The sequence below is a fragment of the Sessilibacter corallicola genome (assembly GCF_021290925.1).
Taxonomy (GTDB): Bacteria; Pseudomonadota; Gammaproteobacteria; order Pseudomonadales; family Cellvibrionaceae; genus Sessilibacter; species Sessilibacter corallicola.
On sequence record NZ_JAJSLX010000002.1, the window covers coordinates 1028632 to 1044082 of the forward strand.

Sequence of the window (15451 nt, forward strand, 5' to 3'; positions counted from 1 at the left end):
TTTGTTGTGTGTTTTATTGCCTCTTTTGTATTTGGCGCCCATCATCTGTTTGTAAGTATTCTCGCCTGATAATTTCAGAAAAAACCTCTGTTGAAAAAATAAAATTCGAATCATGATTTTCCCCTCTATATTTAATCTTTTTGAGGTAATAAATTATGCGAGTAAATTATTCAGCTATTGCAATTTTAATCGTGGCTCTTTTTTCTGGTTTCTCTGTCAGTGCGCAAACAAGTCCCGACGGATTGTCGTCCGAACAATCAGTGCAGCAACAAACAACGGTTAACATCAATACGGCAACAGCTGAAGAGTTGTCAGAAGCGCTTATCGGTGTTGGTCCGGTTAAAGCCACAGCGATTGTTGCTTGGCGAGATGAAAATGGTCCGTTTCAACACGTGGATGAATTGGTAGAAGTGAAAGGTATTGGCGAAAAAACGGTTGAAAAGAATTCGGGCAAATTATCTATTGACTAAAGTTAGAGATTAATTAATAACACGGTCTGCTGGAGATAATTAATATTGTGTAGTACTGGCAGGCTTGTGTATTACGAGGTTTTTAGATCACTGATTGTGGACCTTTATTTCTGGAGTTTTGCGTTCGGATCTTTGTTTTAATTGGGTCTGTTCGTTATACCTTATTTGAATATCTGTTTCTTGGGGCTTATTAACTGTTCCTGTGTTAGAAAATATATGCTTCGAAATATGGAATTAACTATTTTTTTGGGATTTCTAATTTTTATCAAATTTATTTGATGATAGAAATTCATATTTTTATGATCGATTTCGTGCGCTATTACGATTCGAGATGGAATTATCCTCAAATTTCCTAAATAACACACAAAGTTAAAGGCTAATTAGCTGAATTTTAATGTTATTTCTAATACCTGTATATTCGGTAGATCCCTTTCTTTTTCTTTACTTTATTCATAAATCCGTTTAAAAACCATCCAAGGCTTTTACTTTGATATATTTTTCTGTAAATTGGCCCACCCAATTTTTACAGTCCTGTGACATGATACTTTTATGGATAACTCAGCTCCTCACACTAAAAACGGTAATGTGACCAGCGGCTCAGATCCCAAAATCTCAGATCCCAAAATCATAGTTGCTCTTGATTTTGATAATTCAAATAAAGCATTAGCTCTCGCTAAAAAACTCGATCCTTCTCGTTGCCGAGTAAAAGTCGGAAAAGAGCTTTTTACCGCGGCAGGCCCCGATGTGGTGCGTGCTTTGTGTGACCTCCAATTTGATGTCTTTCTCGATTTAAAATTTCATGACATTCCAAATACCTGTGCTAAAGCGGTGAAAACCGCTGCTGATCTCGGTGTTTGGATGGTGAATGTTCATGCCAGTGGTGGCGTGCGCATGATGTCTGCGGCAAAAGAGGCTTTGGAGCAAAGTAACAATCCTAGAAAGCCGTTGCTCATCGGAGTCACTGTTCTTACAAGTATGGAAGATCAAGACTTGCACCAAATTGGTGTGAATAAAACACCTGCCGAGCAAGTGTTGGCGTTGGCAGATTTGGTCAATCAATCTGGACTCGATGGTGTTGTGTGTTCTGCCGAAGAAAGTACGATGCTGCGAGGTCGGTTTGGAGAGCAATTTTGTTTGGTGACTCCAGGAATTCGACCGGCTGATTCTTCGTCGGATGATCAGCGTCGTATTGTGACGCCGAAGCAGGCGTTGGCGCAGGGCAGCTCTTATTTGGTCATTGGTAGACCAATCACTCAAGCGGAAGATCCTGCCTTAGCGTGTCAAAAGATTTTTGAATCTATTTGTTAGTTGTAACTTAAGGAGTTCGGGTGACTTATCCTGTAATTACAATTGATGGTCCGAGTGGGGCCGGTAAAGGGACATTAAGCCTTCTTTTGGCCAAGCAATACGGTTTTCATTTGCTCGATAGCGGAGCCATATACCGCCTCGGTGCGCTGGCGGCGAAGCTGCTCGATGTCAATATTGAAGATGAAAGTGCTGTGGCTAATATCTGTCAGTATTTGGATGTTGAATTTGAACCGACGGAGTCGGGTGTGGCGGTTATTCTTAATGGCCAAGATGTCAGTCAATCATTGAGAACCGAAGAGATTGGTATGATGGCTTCAACCATCGCTGCATACCCTTCTGTTCGTGAAACACTGGTGGAACGCCAAAGAAGCTTTGCGCGCAACCCCGGCCTTATTGCCGATGGCCGGGACATGGGTACCACAATCTTCCCAAATGCTAATGCCAAAATTTTTCTCACCGCTGGCGCCGAAGATCGAGCTAAGCGCCGTTACAATCAGTTGATGGAGGCCGGATGTGAGGCGGATTATTCGCAAATTTTGGCTGATATTGAACAGCGTGATTTGAATGACGCCGGCAGGGCTGTTTCGCCCTTAGCGCCTGCTGATGACGCGTTACTCATTGACAGTAGCACTATGGGTATTGATGAGGTTTGTCAGACAGTAGTTTCCCATTTGCAGAGCTTAAAAATTATTTAATCTGTTTGCTCTACCGGTTTGCGTTAATGCTAAAACGGGTGTGATCGTCTGAGTTTTATTTTTGCTGCATTGAGTTAATAACTTTAATCTCTAGAGAGTCGATAAGTGAAAGCATGATGGAAAATGGAATTATCTATATATTGTTGCTTATCGCTCTGGCTATTGGTTTTTTCCTCGGAAAATACGGTTTCCCGCTTTCATCCCAGTCTGTAAAAAAGCTCCACGGAAAGGCTGCTTCCCAATATCTGCAGGGCTTAAATTTTCTTCTTACCGATAAACCTGACGCTGCTGTCGATACGTTGACGGAGCTACTTGATGTCAATGAATCAACTTTTGAGATTCATTTATCGCTCGGTTCTTTACTTCGCCAGCGGGGCGAAGTGGGGCACGCCATAAAATTCCATCAGAATTTGATAGAAAATACGTCACTTTCTCAGGTTCAACGCAATCGAATGCGCGTTGAGTTGGGGTTGGATTTCCAAAAGGCGGGTGTTTTGGATCAGGCCGAGAGAATATTCCTACAGCTGCGTGAAAGTGATGATGCTCACATCAGAATTGTTAGTTTGACCCATTTGGTCGAAATTTATCGTGACGAGCGTGATTGGCCCGAAGCTATTGATGCGGTAAATAAGCTGCTGTCTGATTTACCGGATTATGAGAAGGATTTGTGGCGCCAGCGCCAGGCGCATTTTTATTGTGAGTTGGCGCTCGGGGCAAAAAATCTGGAAAATTTAGATCGAGCAGAGCTGTTTTTGAGAAAAGCTGTATCCTGTGATCCCAATTGTGCACGCGCCAGCATTGAGTGGGCCAGAGTGGCTAAGGATCGAGAAGACTTTGAGGTTGCTATCGATCATTTTAAGCGTGTGCCTGGACAAGACCCCGACTATATTCCAGAAGTCTTGCCGGAGATGTTGGAGTGTTATCGCTCCTTGAATCATGTCCCAGATATGATCAAGTATTTAAAGAGTCTTCAAGATCAACACCCTAGTAGTTCGTTGCTTATCTCGTTGGCAGATTTGGTTAAAAACTATGAAAGTGAGAGTGCAGCGGTTGAGCTGTTAGATCAAAAGTTAAAAATTCGACCGTCTCTGAGGGTGATTGGCAAATTCTTGGATTTTCAATCAAGTAAGAAAGATCGTGATCTTGAGAATCAAAAGAGCCAGGTATTGGTTAGAGATCTATTGGAGTTGCTTGTGACTCATAAGTCTTATTATCAATGTGGGCAGTGTGGCTTTTCAGGCAATCATTTGCATTGGCTTTGTCCGAGCTGTAAAAGTTGGGGAACAACTAAGGCTGTTAGAGGCTTAGATGGCGAGTAAAAAAAGTGTAATCTGTTCGTCTTTTGATCGGAAATAACTATAAAAAACAATTACTTAAATTATTTATTGGTTTTTGTTGACAGCCCTCATGGTGCTCTATAAGATACGCGCCATTCCTAAGAGGCGTATTGCTTCGCAAGAATTGATCCGGCATAGCTCAGCGGTAGAGCAGTAGACTGTTAATCTATTGGTCCCTGGTTCGATCCCAGGTGCCGGAGCCATATATAAAAGTCAAGATTAAGTCTTGGCTTTTTTTATTTCAAATCGCACTTGATGCGATCATCAAATCCGGCATAGCTCAGCGGTAGAGCAGTAGACTGTTAATCTATTGGTCCCTGGTTCGATCCCAGGTGCCGGAGCCATTCAAAATCCTTTAAATCTAATCGTTACTCATAGTATTGCTATTTCGGTTTTCAGGTTTGCCTCTCTTTCTTTCTTTATTGAATTCGTTCTCTTGATTGGAAATTCACAGAAGCGTTTCGCAATTGCTATAAATGCTCATTTCTGGTAGAATTCGGCGCTATTTTTTAGACGCCCATAATATAAATGTGGTTAAGCGTTATTTGATTGCTGGATTTTTAGATCCAATGAATCTATTAAAATAACTGCTTTCGCCTTTGTATTGCATGAAGCGAGATATTCGAGAAGGCTTTGTAGAATTCCAGTAAAAAATACCAAGCTTTTATTTAAAAACAAACCCACGTAACTGGATATGTGGATTGCGCAGTCTAGCCCCGACGCATAATCGTTTGGCTGGATGAGCCTTTATTTATAGGTAACGTAATGAGCGAAAGCTTTGCAGAACTGTTTGAAGAAAGTTTAAAAAATGTCGACATGGTGCCAGGTTCTATCGTAACTGGTGTTGTTATTGATGTTGATAAAGATTGGGTTACTGTGCACGCAGGCCTTAAATCTGAAGGTGTTATCCCATCTTCTCAGTTTTTGGATGAGAATGGCGAATTAACACTGAACGTTGGCGACGAAGTTCAAGTTGCTCTAGAAACTGTAGAAGATGGTTTCGGTGAGACTCGCCTTTCTCGTGAAAAAGCGAAACGTGCTGAGTCTTGGAAAGTTCTTGAAGCTGCTCACGCTGCTGAAGAAGTTGTTAAAGGTGTTATCAACGGTAAAGTTAAAGGTGGCTTCACTGTTGATGTATCCGGTATTCGTGCATTCTTACCAGGTTCTTTGGTTGATGTTCGCCCAGTTCGTGAAACTGCGCACCTCGAAGGCAAAGACCTTGAATTCAAAGTTATCAAACTAGATCAAAAGCGTAACAACGTTGTTGTTTCACGTCGTGCTGTTCTAGAACAAGCAAACTCTGCAGAGCGTCAAGAGCTTCTAGCTAACCTACAAGAAGGTGCTGCGGTTAAAGGTGTGGTTAAAAACCTTACCGACTACGGTGCATTCGTTGACCTTGGTGGTGTTGATGGTCTTCTTCACATCACCGATATGGCTTGGAAGCGCATCAAGCATCCTAGCGAAATCGTTAATGTTGGCGATGAAATCGAAGTTAAAGTTCTTAAGTTTGACCGCGATCGCAATCGTGTATCACTTGGTCTTAAGCAACTTGGCGAAGATCCATGGATTTCAATCACTCAGCGTTACCCAGAAGGTGCGCGTGTTAAAGCGACTGTTACCAATCTTACCGATTACGGTTGTTTTGCTGAGCTTGAAGAAGGTGTTGAAGGTTTGGTTCACGTTTCCGAAATGGATTGGACCAACAAAAACATTCACCCATCAAAAGTTGTTCAGTTAGGTGATGAAGTTGAAGTAATGGTTCTTGATATCGACGAAGAGCGTCGTCGTATTTCTCTTGGTATCAAGCACTGTCAAGAAAACCCATGGGATGCATTTGGTCGTCAGTTTGCTAAAGGCGATAAGATCTCTGGCAAAATCAAATCTATCACTGACTTCGGTATCTTCATTGGTCTTGAAGGCGGTATCGACGGTTTGGTACACCTTTCTGATATCTCTTGGAACGAAGCGGGTGAAGAAGCGGTTCGCGCGTACAAGAAAGGCGATGAGCTTGAGACCGTTATCTTGGCAATCGACCCAGAGCGTGAGCGTATCTCTCTAGGTATCAAGCAGCTAGAAACTGATCCGTTCAGCAGCTTCGTTACTGAGAACGACAAGGGTGCAATCGTAACTGGTACTGTTAAAGAAGTAGACGCGAAAGGTGCGGTTATTACTTTGGCAGACGATGTTGAAGCAACTTTGAAAGCGTCTGAAATCAGCCGCGAGAAAGTTGAAGATGCACGTAATGTCTTGTCTGAAGGCGAGTCTGTTGAAGCTAAGATTGTTAGCGTTGATCGTAAGAATCGTGCAATCAACTTGTCGATCAAAGCGAAAGATCAAGACGAAGAGAAGGCTGCTATCAAAGAGCACTCTAACAAGTCTGCTGAATCTGCAGCTCCTGCGACTCTTGGTGACCTTATTAAGGCTCAAATGGAAAATCAAGACTAATGTAGACTTGATCTTTTCGAAAAAAGCGGCTTATAGCCGCTTTTTTTGTGTCTGTAAGAAGTATTTATATTTAATTTCGTTCTAATTCGAAGCGTTTTGCAAAGATTTTTAGTTTTGTCGAGTATCTTTCTTGCAGTAGCTCATTTAATGATATATAAATCAGGTACTTAGCGAATTTAGGTTGGTCATTGGTTGTTTTGTAACCCGAATTGATTCGTGTTCACTCCTGGGGGCTGAGGTATGACTAAATCTGAGTTAATCGAGCGGATTGCAGAAAGACAGGATCAACTGTCTTCTAAAGATGTTGAATTGGCAGTTAAGCTGATTTTAGAGTACATGTCTAAAATTCTTTCATCTGGTGATCGAATAGAAGTGAGAGGGTTTGGAAGTTTTTCGCTTCACTATCGCGAGCCAAGGTTGGGGCGAAACCCTAAAACCGGTGAGGCTGTGCAGTTGGAAGGCAAGTATGTTCCTCACTTTAAGCCAGGTAAAGAGATGAGAGACAGGGTTAACGAGAGTATTTAACTCCGTTCCCCTGATTAGTCGGTATTCTGTTTACCCGGGCGCAGGCGAGTCAGCTTGGCAGAATCTATTGAAACAATTTTCTCTTTCTGGTTTTCCAGTAAATCGTAATTAATGCCGTCGTAACTGTAGTGGGTTGGTGCATTTGCAATAAGCTCTCTCAGCTTAACTGCATTGAAGTCTTTGCAATGCTGAATCAGTTCCTCGATCAGTTTTTGTGTCTCAAGCCAGCTTAAGCTTGCTTCTGTCGCGCGCATTATCAGTGGATGTTCAGTTCCTCTTACATCATTGCTGACCAATAATTCTTCGTACAGTTTTTCTCCTGGCCTTAATCCGATCTGTCGTATTTCTATGTCGCCATCTGGGTTTGTGTTTGATTTAACACTCAGGCCTGACATTCTTACCATTCTCTCAGCGAGATCCCAGATTCGTATGGGTTCTCCCATATCCAGTACAAATACATCTCCACCCATAGACATGGCGCTGGCTTGGATAACCAGCTGAGCAGCCTCAGGGATTGTCATAAAATATCGAGTTATATTTTTGTGGGTTACTGTGATGGGACCGCCGCCGGCTATCTGCTGTTTGAATAGCGGAACTACAGAGCCTGATGAGCCCAATACGTTACCGAAGCGAACCATTGAGAGCTTCGTTTTGCTCTCTTTTTTTGAAAGCCCTTGCAGAATTAATTCAGCAAGCCTTTTAGATGCCCCCATAATATTGGTGGGGCGCACGGCTTTGTCGGTAGAAATTAATACAAAGTTTTCTACAGAGTGCTCAATTGCGGCCTTCGCGCACTCCCAAGTACCTAGCGCATTATTTTTAACGCCTTCGACAATATTTTTTTCTACCATGGGCACATGTTTGTACGCTGCGGCATGGTAGATTGTTTGTATATTGAAATTACAAATAACGGATGATACGAGCGTGCGATCTAGAGTCGTGCCGAGCACAGAAAATAAATTTTCGTTGGGAAAGTGCTGTTTTAGTTCTGATTCGACTCTGTATAGGTTGAACTCATTTTGCTCAAACAAAATAAGTTTGCTGGGACTCTCTGACAGTATCTGTCGACACAGTTCAGAGCCAATTGAGCCGCCTGCCCCTGTGACCATAACAACTTTGTCGCGAACGCATTGGTCAAGCAAATCTTTTCGAGGGGGGATAGGGTCTCGCCCAAGGAGGTCTTCTATTTCTATATCCCTTATTTCTTGTCCGTGCGCTTGGCCGTACAGTAGGTCCTCAAGTGTAGGTACTGTTTGAATTTTGACTTCGAATTTTTCCAGCTTTTCAACAATTGATGAGCGGTTTGATTTAGTGGTCTGCCCGAGAGCTAAAAGTATTGTTTTAACGTTGTAGAGTTTTATTAAATTGGCGACTGAATCACTTGAGTGGACCGCGACCCCTCTAACTGTTGTATTGGTTAGCTTTTTGTCGTCGTCAATAAAGGCGATAACCTCGTACTTTCTAGCTTGCATCAAGCTGCTAGCTATTTGATAGCCTGTATGGCCTGCGCCATAAATCAGAATAGACTCGCGGTCGTCTGACTTCATGAGTCGGCGGTTGGTCAAGAAAAGATGTACCAGGGTTCTTATGAACATCCTCGGAAAACCCAAGGCCACAAGTGTAAAACATCCATAAATGAATGGTGTCGATCTCGGTAGCTCGATGGCGCCTCTATTTGGTATGTCTATCGTCAGCTGGAAAAAATACGCAGTAGTAACAAGCGTTAGCGCTGATATGAACGTACAGACAACAACAGTGATTACTGCTTGATGTGCCATGAATCGCAGTATTGCTCTGTAAAGTCCAAGCTTTATAAAAGATACCAGTGTCACAGCGGTTGTTATCACTACAACGGTAAGTAACTTGGGTTGAATCAGAGAAAACGATTCTCCTACCCGGAAATAAATGGCGAGATAAATTGCCAGAGGAATGACAAGGGCGTCATAACTTACCGATACCAAGCGCTTTATGGGTCTTGATGAAGATAATAGTCTTAAGAGCAACGAAAGGTACCTATAGGTTATCTTGATGCGTCAAGAAAATAGGGTTGATGGAAAGTGAGCATGGTATTGTATGTTCGGCCCCAATTTCACACCACACTTTGCAAATTTGTGAAATATTATTAATAGTTTTCACAAAACTTTCATAAACTGTTCGTCTTGGGTGTTTAGGCGCGAATACCAGCTTTAATTTGTGTTGTTTATTCAAGTTTACAGTAGCATTTGATATCCTGCACCGGCATTTTTACTGCAATTTCTTTGATATGCATTTAAATGTTTGTGAGTTGTACTGTTTCAATATTGTATGCATCATTTTGGATCCAAAATGATAAGCTGGGCTATTAAAGGATTAAGTTTTACACTTCGATTCCTTCTAGGATAGGTACGCCTGTTAAAGTTGTGGCTAATAAGTCGTGATGATAAAGTTCAACGCTGTCTGAAAGCCATATTGTTGATTTAGCTTGGAGCTAACTCAGCAAATAAAATCTATCTAGGAGGAAGTCTGTGAAAATATTGGTTACTGGAGGTGCCGGGTTCATTGGTTCAGCAGTTATTAGGGAAGCGATTACACAAACCAATCACGAAATATGCAACCTAGATAAACTCACCTACGCTGGAAACCTAGAATCCCTGGCAGACATAGAGAATTCAGAACGTTATCAATTTGTGCAAGCTGATATCTCTGACAGAGAGGCTGTAGAAGCCTGTTTTGCCAGCTTTAATCCAGATATCATCATGAATCTTGCCGCCGAATCCCATGTAGACCGCTCTATTGATGGCCCATCTGAGTTTATGCAAACCAATATCATGGGCACTTTTACTCTATTGGAAGTCGCAAGAGAATACTATTCCACTCTTACCGATGTGAAAAAAGACCAATTTAGATTCCATCACATCTCCACTGACGAAGTGTTTGGAACTTTGGGTACTGAAGGCTTTTTTACCGAAGATACACCTTACGCTCCGAATTCCCCTTACAGCGCATCTAAAGCTTCAAGCGACCACTTGGTGCGAGCTTGGCACGAAACTTATGGCCTTCCGACTCTTCAAACTAACTGCTCAAATAATTACGGCCCCTACCATTTTCCAGAAAAACTTATCCCTTTGGTTATTCTCAATGCGTTAGACGGTAAAGATTTACCAGTCTACGGCGATGGTTCACAAGTTCGAGATTGGTTGTATGTAGAGGATCACGCGAGAGCGCTGTTGAAGGTGGTAACCGAAGGCGCGGTTGGCTCTACCTATAATATAGGCGGACACAACGAGAAGAAAAACATTGAAGTAGTTAAAACGATTTGTTCGTTACTCGATGAGTTGGTGCCCAAAGATGGTAAATACGAAGATCAAATTACCTATGTTGCTGATCGACCAGGACATGATCAGAGATACGCAATCGACGCTACCAAAATCAGCGAGGAGCTAAATTGGAAGCCGTTAGAGACCTTTGAAAGTGGCATCCGTAAAACCGTGGAGTGGTATTTAGCTAACAAGCCGTGGTGTGAGGCCGTTACGAAAAATAAATATGACCGTGGCCGAATAGGCCTAAATACCTAGTATTTAAAAAATGCTGCCTCAAAATGAAGTGTCTAAAGCGTATTTATTCTAGAAAAATTTATTAATAAAGGTTTGTGAAAATGGATAAGCAAAGAAAAGGGATTGTTTTAGCTGGTGGATCAGGTACTCGACTTCACCCACTTACTTTAGCTGTCAGTAAGCAGCTAATGCCAGTCTATGATAAGCCGATGATCTACTACCCCATTTCGATTTTAATGATGGCGGGTATTCAGGAAATATTAATCATTACTACGCCAGACGATCAGCATCAGTTTAAAAAATTGTTAGGTGATGGATCGCAATGGGGAGTTGAGTTTACTTACGTCGTTCAGCCTTCTCCAGATGGCCTAGCACAAGCTTTTATTCTAGGTGAAGAATTCCTAGATGGTGCGCCAGTGTGTCTAATTTTGGGTGATAATATTTTTCATGGCCATGGTTTAGGTGAAAAGCTCAAATCTGCAAATTCGCAAGAAGACGGCGCAACAGTTTTCGGTTATTGGGTCAATGATCCAGAACGATATGGTGTAGCAGAGTTTGATGAAAGTGGCAAAGTTATTTCAATTGAAGAAAAACCTGAAAAGCCTAAATCTAACTATGCAGTTACCGGTTTGTATTTTTATGATAACCAAGTAGTTGACTTGGCCAAATCATTGAAACCCTCTCCAAGAGGCGAGCTAGAAATAACTGACTTAAATAAAATTTATCTCGATAACGGCAAGTTACAACTCGAAGATTTAGGTCGTGGCAGCGCTTGGTTAGACACTGGTACTCATGATTCATTATTGGAAGCTGGGAACTACATTGAAACCTTGGTCAAGAGGCAGGGGCTTGCAGTTTGTTGTCCGGAAGAAATTGCTTACGCAAATCAGTGGATAAGTAGAGATCAATTGTTCGATCTTGCAGAGAAGTATAAAAAAACGAACTATGGGAAGTATTTATTGAAAGTCCTTGAGCAAGTCGTTACTGCTAACTAATGGTGCGGCTTTGGTAATATATCAAGCGATTATTAATTTGTTTTTGGTGATTGAAAGATGAGTAGTGATAAGGATAAGAAGGTTAGCCTAAGATTGTTAGGGCAATCTGGTTTCAGGATGGAGTTTAATAATACCGTATTATATATTGATCCATATCTGTCTGATTCAGTTCGAAAATTTGATTCTCCCGAGCTAGAACGATTAATCCCTATTCCGATTAATCCTGAAGAAATTAATGATGCTGATTGGGTGTTACTGACTCATGACCATTTAGATCATTGTGATCCTGAGACGGTCGGAAAAATAGCAATTCATTCTCCTTCTTGTAAATTTTATGGCCCTATCTCCGTCATTAAGTTGCTTAGGTCTTGGGGTTTTGATGAATCCAGATTAGTTTTGTGTTCTGAAAACGAGCATGAAGTTCTGGCTGATGGTATTAACATACGAATTACTCCTGCTGCTCACCCTGAAATTACCCGTGACGAAAACGGCCGTTTTTGTTGTGTAGGTTTCCTTTTGTCCTTTGAAGGAAAGCTAGTGTATATATCTGGTGATACTTGTATTACAGATGAGTTATATGATTTTCTAAAAGAATTGCCTGTAATAAATGTCGCTATGCTGCCAATTAATGAGCGAAATTATTTTAAGGAGCGGTTTGGAACGATCGGAAACATGTCGGTTCGAGAGGCTTTCACGTTAGCTCATGAACTGAAAATTGAAAAAGTTATTCCTTCTCACGGGGATATGTTTCATATTCATTCTGTTTCTAAAGAAGAGTTAGAAGTAGTTCATAGAGACTTTAATTTTGATTTCGAATTGTTAATTAACCCTACTGAATTATAGACACAATGCTAGTTAGTATAGTTATTCGAACTTTAAATGAGGAAAAATACCTAGGTGAATTATTGCGTTCAATTAAGAACCAAGTTTGTCCGGGTTTTGATATTGAAATTGTATTAGTAGATTCTGGGTCAGACGATAATACAGTTAGTATTGCTAAGAGCTTTGGCTGCAAAATTGTCAATATTCGTAAAAGTGAGTTTTCCTTTGGGCGTTCATTGAATATTGGATGCGAAGCAGCCAGCGGAGAGTATTTGGCCATCATAAGTGGTCATTGTGTTCCGACAGATGAATTTTGGCTGGCGAATCTATGTAAACCATTTAACGAATCAAATATTGGGTATGTATACGGTCGCCAGGTTGGATATTCATCAAGCTTTTTTAGTGAGAAAAGAATATTTTCTAAATATTTCCCCCAACACGATGCAGTCCCCCAATCAGGCTTCTTCTGTAACAATGCGAACAGTGTCATACGTAGGGATGTGTGGAAAGAGTTTCTTTTTGATGAGGATTTGACAGGTCTAGAAGATATGTACCTTGCTAAGGCAATAGTGGGCGAGGGGTGGAAGGTTGCTTATGTCAGCTCTGCATGTGTTTATCACATTCATGAAGAAAGTTGGTCACAGATTGAACGTAGATTTGAGCGAGAAGCGATAGCACTACAAGAAATTATGCCTCAAATAAGAATTTCTATGGTGGATTTTCTCCGCTACTTAATTGCTAGTATTGTTCATGATTTATCTTGTGCGCTGCGTTCTGGAGTATTATTTAATAACTTAATTCCTATTTTGAAATACCGTTTTTATCAGTATAGGGGAAGTTTTAAGGGTAACCGCAGTAATAAAAAGTTAACTGCGTTACAGAAAGAAGAATATTTTTACCCAAAGAGGTCGGCACGGTTCGATGAAGAAAAAGATAGTGGCACTTTTGCCAATGAAGGCTAATAGTGAGCGAGTCCCTGGTAAGAACTTTAAAGACCTGAATGGAAAACCACTTTTTAGATGGGTCTTAGATACATTGCTGAGTGTTGACATCATAGATTCTGTAATTATCAACACAGATGCTCGAGATATACTTTCTACCTATGGCTTGGAAAGCTCTGAACGCGTTTTAATTCGGGATAGAAGGCAGGAAATATGCGGTGATGATGTTTCAATGAATAAAGTCATTGGTGACGATATCGCTGCAATTGATAGTGATATTTATTTGATGACTCATACCACTAATCCTATGTTAAGCCGATCAACTATTGTGGACGCTTTGTCTAAATTTTCTGAATCCTTATCTACCGGTGAGCATGATTCCTTATTTTCGGTTGATAAAATCCAAACTAGATTTTATAAAAAAGATGGAACTCCAATAAATCATAACCCAGATAAGCTCATTAAGACCCAAGATTTAGAGCCTTGGTTTGAAGAGAATTCAAATCTGTATTTATTTACTAAAGAGAGTTTTGAGTCAACTCAAGCTAGAATCGGTAAAAAGCCTTTTTTATTTGAGACTCCTAAAGGTGAGTCGGTAGATATTGATACTCCTGATGATTGGGAAATAGCTAGAAAATTACAGAAATAATTATGAAGAAAAAAATACTTGTTACTTGCCCTCCTATGCTTCAATCCTTGGATCTATGTCTGGAAAAGTTTGAAAATTATGACTTAGATGTAGTCGCGCCAGAGGTTGTTCAAACTTTGAGTGAACAAGAGTTGATTGATTTAGTCCCTAATGTGGATGGCTGGATCATTGGCGATGATCCAGCTACTAAAGCTGTATTCCAAGCTGGGCGTATGGGAAAGCTAAGGGCTGCTGTGAAATGGGGTATAGGTACTGACAATGTTGACTTTACAGCATGTGAAGATTTAGGCATTCCTATCACGAATACTCCTAATATGTTTGGTCGTGAAGTAGCTGATGTTGCTATGGGATACATAATTGGTTTGGCGCGAGAAACGTTCCTGATTGATCGGCAAGTACGTCTCGGGAATTGGGTAAAACCAGCTGGTATTTCTTTGCAGGGTAAAAATGTTGGGTTGGTTGGTTTTGGGGATATTGGTAAAAATGTTCACAAGAGACTAATAGCCTCAGATATGAACGTAACTATCTATGATCCATATGCAAAATTTGACAATGATAATGTAAATACAGTTCATAGGATGTGGCCAGATAACGTTGGTGATCTTGATTTTTTGGTTTTCACATGTTCACTAACAGAAAGTTCTTATCATATGTTTAATGATTCTATTCTAGAACAATTGAAACCTGGAGTAAGAATCGTAAATGTTGGTCGTGGTGGGCTGATCAATGAAAAGTCATTGGAAGATGGGTTGAAAACAGGAGTTTTATACTCCGCTGCTTTAGATGTGTTCGAAGAGGAACCTATTTCTCAAGATTCTTATTTACTTGAGCATCCTAGATGTGTTTTGGGAACTCATAACTCATCCAACACGGTCGAAGCTGTTGTTAGAACGAGTTATAAGGCGATTGATCAGATAAACAAGTATTTATCCAGTGAAGCCGTTTAAATGAATGTTTTTTACGTAACAGGATGCTCGGGAGGCATTGGTGAAGCAATAGTCTCCCAATTGTGTGAGTTAGGTTTGGTGGTAGGCATTGATATTGTCCCACCATGTGAAGAAACTTCTTCCAAGCTGCATAAGTTTATGCAGGTGGATTTTTCTCAATTGTCCAGCGATGAAAGTTATCGTTTACAGATACAAGAGCAAATAAAAAATACTCAGAATCAGTTGGATTGTTGTTGTACCGCATTAGTCAATGTTGCAGCCGTACAAATACTAAATTCTATTCAGGACTCTACGTGCAGTGAATGGCAAAAAACTTTTCAAGTCAACTGTTTTGCTCCTGTATTGATGTCAGGTTTCCTCTACAGCGATTTAAAAAAATCGAAAGGAATTGTGATTAACATCGGTAGTATTCATTCTGAGCAAACAAAGAAAGATTTTGGTATTTATGCTGCGTCTAAAGCTGCATTGTCATCAGTCACTCGGTCAATGGCTTTGGATTGGGCTGGAAGCGTTAGGGCAGTTTGTATTGCACCTGCTGCGATTGAGACTAAAATGCTTTTAGCTGGATTCGAATCTGATAAAACTGCATATGATAAACTTGCAGATTCTCACCCTAGCAGAAAAATTGGTAGTCCTCTAGACGTTGCCAAGCTAGTTACCTATCTCGTGAATGATACTGATGGATTTATAAATGGGGTCACATTAAATATAGATGGTGGAATATCCGGTAAATTGGTCGACCCCTTAGCCTAATATGTTGCTTTTTAATAGTTTTTGATTCTCC

General features: G+C 40.8%; 14 protein-coding genes and 2 tRNA genes. 15 read left to right on the forward strand and 1 reads right to left on the reverse strand.

Translation table 11 applies throughout. The features are described from left to right. Nucleotides 1–155: 155 nt before the first annotated feature. The 8 genes from LU361_RS20185 to ihfB all read left to right on the forward strand — a co-directional run bounded on the left by LU361_RS20185 (nucleotide 156) and on the right by ihfB (nucleotide 6780). Nucleotides 156–470 carry a ComEA family DNA-binding protein gene (locus LU361_RS20185; RefSeq protein WP_286206473.1) on the forward strand — a complete coding sequence of 105 codons (315 nt, stop codon included), beginning with the start codon at nucleotides 156–158 and terminating at the stop codon, nucleotides 468–470. Between the two features lie 549 nt (nucleotides 471–1019). Further along, nucleotides 1020–1778 (forward strand): orotidine-5'-phosphate decarboxylase, encoded by a 759-nt coding sequence (gene pyrF / locus LU361_RS11670; protein WP_233089020.1) that lies wholly within the window; start codon nucleotides 1020–1022, stop codon nucleotides 1776–1778. A gap of 20 nt (nucleotides 1779–1798) precedes the next feature. After that, nucleotides 1799–2473: a (d)CMP kinase gene (gene cmk, locus LU361_RS11675; RefSeq protein WP_233089021.1), complete on the forward strand. Its 675-nt coding sequence runs from the start codon at nucleotides 1799–1801 to the stop codon at nucleotides 2471–2473. A 113-nt stretch (nucleotides 2474–2586) separates the two neighbouring features. Beyond that, nucleotides 2587–3792, forward strand: coding sequence for a lipopolysaccharide assembly protein LapB (gene lapB / locus LU361_RS11680; protein ID WP_233089022.1), 1206 nt, complete (start codon nucleotides 2587–2589; stop codon nucleotides 3790–3792). A gap of 146 nt (nucleotides 3793–3938) precedes the next feature. Next, nucleotides 3939–4013: transfer RNA gene (locus LU361_RS11685), tRNA-Asn, on the forward strand. A 66-nt stretch (nucleotides 4014–4079) separates the two neighbouring features. Next, nucleotides 4080–4154, forward strand: a tRNA-Asn gene (locus LU361_RS11690). A 421-nt stretch (nucleotides 4155–4575) separates the two neighbouring features. After that, on the forward strand, nucleotides 4576–6255 hold the full coding sequence (gene rpsA, locus LU361_RS11695) for a 30S ribosomal protein S1 (protein WP_233089023.1): 1680 nt from the start codon (nucleotides 4576–4578) through the stop codon (nucleotides 6253–6255). A 240-nt stretch (nucleotides 6256–6495) separates the two neighbouring features. Next, the gene (ihfB, locus tag LU361_RS11700) at nucleotides 6496–6780 is read left to right on the forward strand and encodes an integration host factor subunit beta (protein ID WP_233089024.1); all 285 of its coding nucleotides are present in this window, start codon (nucleotides 6496–6498) and stop codon (nucleotides 6778–6780) included. Between the two features lie 14 nt (nucleotides 6781–6794). Here ihfB and LU361_RS11705 read toward each other — a convergent pair whose 3' ends face one another. Then, nucleotides 6795–8327: a polysaccharide biosynthesis protein gene (locus LU361_RS11705; RefSeq protein ID WP_233089025.1), complete on the reverse strand. Its 1533-nt coding sequence runs from the start codon at nucleotides 8325–8327 to the stop codon at nucleotides 6795–6797. 957 nt (nucleotides 8328–9284) lie between these two features. Between LU361_RS11705 and rfbB the strand changes: the two genes are divergently transcribed. From rfbB to LU361_RS11740, 7 genes are all read left to right on the forward strand, one after another. After that, nucleotides 9285–10334, forward strand: coding sequence for a dTDP-glucose 4,6-dehydratase (gene rfbB / locus LU361_RS11710; RefSeq protein ID WP_233089026.1), 1050 nt, complete (start codon nucleotides 9285–9287; stop codon nucleotides 10332–10334). 80 nt (nucleotides 10335–10414) lie between these two features. Then, nucleotides 10415–11308 (forward strand): glucose-1-phosphate thymidylyltransferase RfbA, encoded by an 894-nt coding sequence (gene rfbA, locus LU361_RS11715; RefSeq protein ID WP_233089027.1) that lies wholly within the window; start codon nucleotides 10415–10417, stop codon nucleotides 11306–11308. Nucleotides 11309–11365: 57 nt separating this feature from the next. After that, nucleotides 11366–12151 (forward strand): MBL fold metallo-hydrolase, encoded by a 786-nt coding sequence (locus tag LU361_RS11720; RefSeq protein WP_233089028.1) that lies wholly within the window; start codon nucleotides 11366–11368, stop codon nucleotides 12149–12151. Nucleotides 12152–12156: 5 nt separating this feature from the next. Then, nucleotides 12157–13092 (forward strand): glycosyltransferase family 2 protein, encoded by a 936-nt coding sequence (locus LU361_RS11725; protein WP_286206474.1) that lies wholly within the window; start codon nucleotides 12157–12159, stop codon nucleotides 13090–13092. After that, nucleotides 13052–13720 (forward strand): acylneuraminate cytidylyltransferase family protein, encoded by a 669-nt coding sequence (locus tag LU361_RS11730; protein ID WP_233089030.1) that lies wholly within the window; start codon nucleotides 13052–13054, stop codon nucleotides 13718–13720. Before LU361_RS11725 ends, LU361_RS11730 begins: the two co-directional genes overlap by 41 nt. 2 nt (nucleotides 13721–13722) lie before the next feature. Further along, nucleotides 13723–14667, forward strand: a complete 945-nt coding sequence (locus LU361_RS11735; RefSeq protein WP_233089031.1) for a phosphoglycerate dehydrogenase — start codon at nucleotides 13723–13725, stop codon at nucleotides 14665–14667. Continuing rightward, a complete protein-coding gene (locus LU361_RS11740) occupies nucleotides 14668–15420 on the forward strand; it encodes an SDR family NAD(P)-dependent oxidoreductase (protein WP_233089032.1) in 753 nt (250 codons plus the stop codon). It abuts the gene before it with no gap. Nucleotides 15421–15451: the final 31 nt, after the last annotated feature.

What these genes read in the sequence shown, in the direction of transcription:
- LU361_RS20185 (WP_286206473.1), top strand. Translation starts at nt 156, where the DNA reads ATGCGAGTAAATTATTCAGCTATTGCAATTTTAATCGTGGCTCTTTTT.
- pyrF (WP_233089020.1), top strand. Translation starts at nt 1,020, where the DNA reads ATGGATAACTCAGCTCCTCACACTAAAAACGGTAATGTGACCAGCGGC.
- lapB (WP_233089022.1), top strand. Translation starts at nt 2,587, where the DNA reads ATGATGGAAAATGGAATTATCTATATATTGTTGCTTATCGCTCTGGCT.
- rpsA (WP_233089023.1), top strand. Translation starts at nt 4,576, where the DNA reads ATGAGCGAAAGCTTTGCAGAACTGTTTGAAGAAAGTTTAAAAAATGTC.
- ihfB (WP_233089024.1), top strand. Translation starts at nt 6,496, where the DNA reads ATGACTAAATCTGAGTTAATCGAGCGGATTGCAGAAAGACAGGATCAA.
- LU361_RS11705 (WP_233089025.1), bottom strand. Translation starts at nt 8,327, where the DNA reads ATGAAGTCAGACGACCGCGAGTCTATTCTGATTTATGGCGCAGGCCAT.
- rfbA (WP_233089027.1), top strand. Translation starts at nt 10,415, where the DNA reads ATGGATAAGCAAAGAAAAGGGATTGTTTTAGCTGGTGGATCAGGTACT.
- LU361_RS11720 (WP_233089028.1), top strand. Translation starts at nt 11,366, where the DNA reads ATGAGTAGTGATAAGGATAAGAAGGTTAGCCTAAGATTGTTAGGGCAA.
- LU361_RS11725 (WP_286206474.1), top strand. Translation starts at nt 12,157, where the DNA reads ATGCTAGTTAGTATAGTTATTCGAACTTTAAATGAGGAAAAATACCTA.
- LU361_RS11730 (WP_233089030.1), top strand. Translation starts at nt 13,052, where the DNA reads ATGAAGAAAAAGATAGTGGCACTTTTGCCAATGAAGGCTAATAGTGAG.
- LU361_RS11735 (WP_233089031.1), top strand. Translation starts at nt 13,723, where the DNA reads ATGAAGAAAAAAATACTTGTTACTTGCCCTCCTATGCTTCAATCCTTG.
- LU361_RS11740 (WP_233089032.1), top strand. Translation starts at nt 14,668, where the DNA reads ATGAATGTTTTTTACGTAACAGGATGCTCGGGAGGCATTGGTGAAGCA.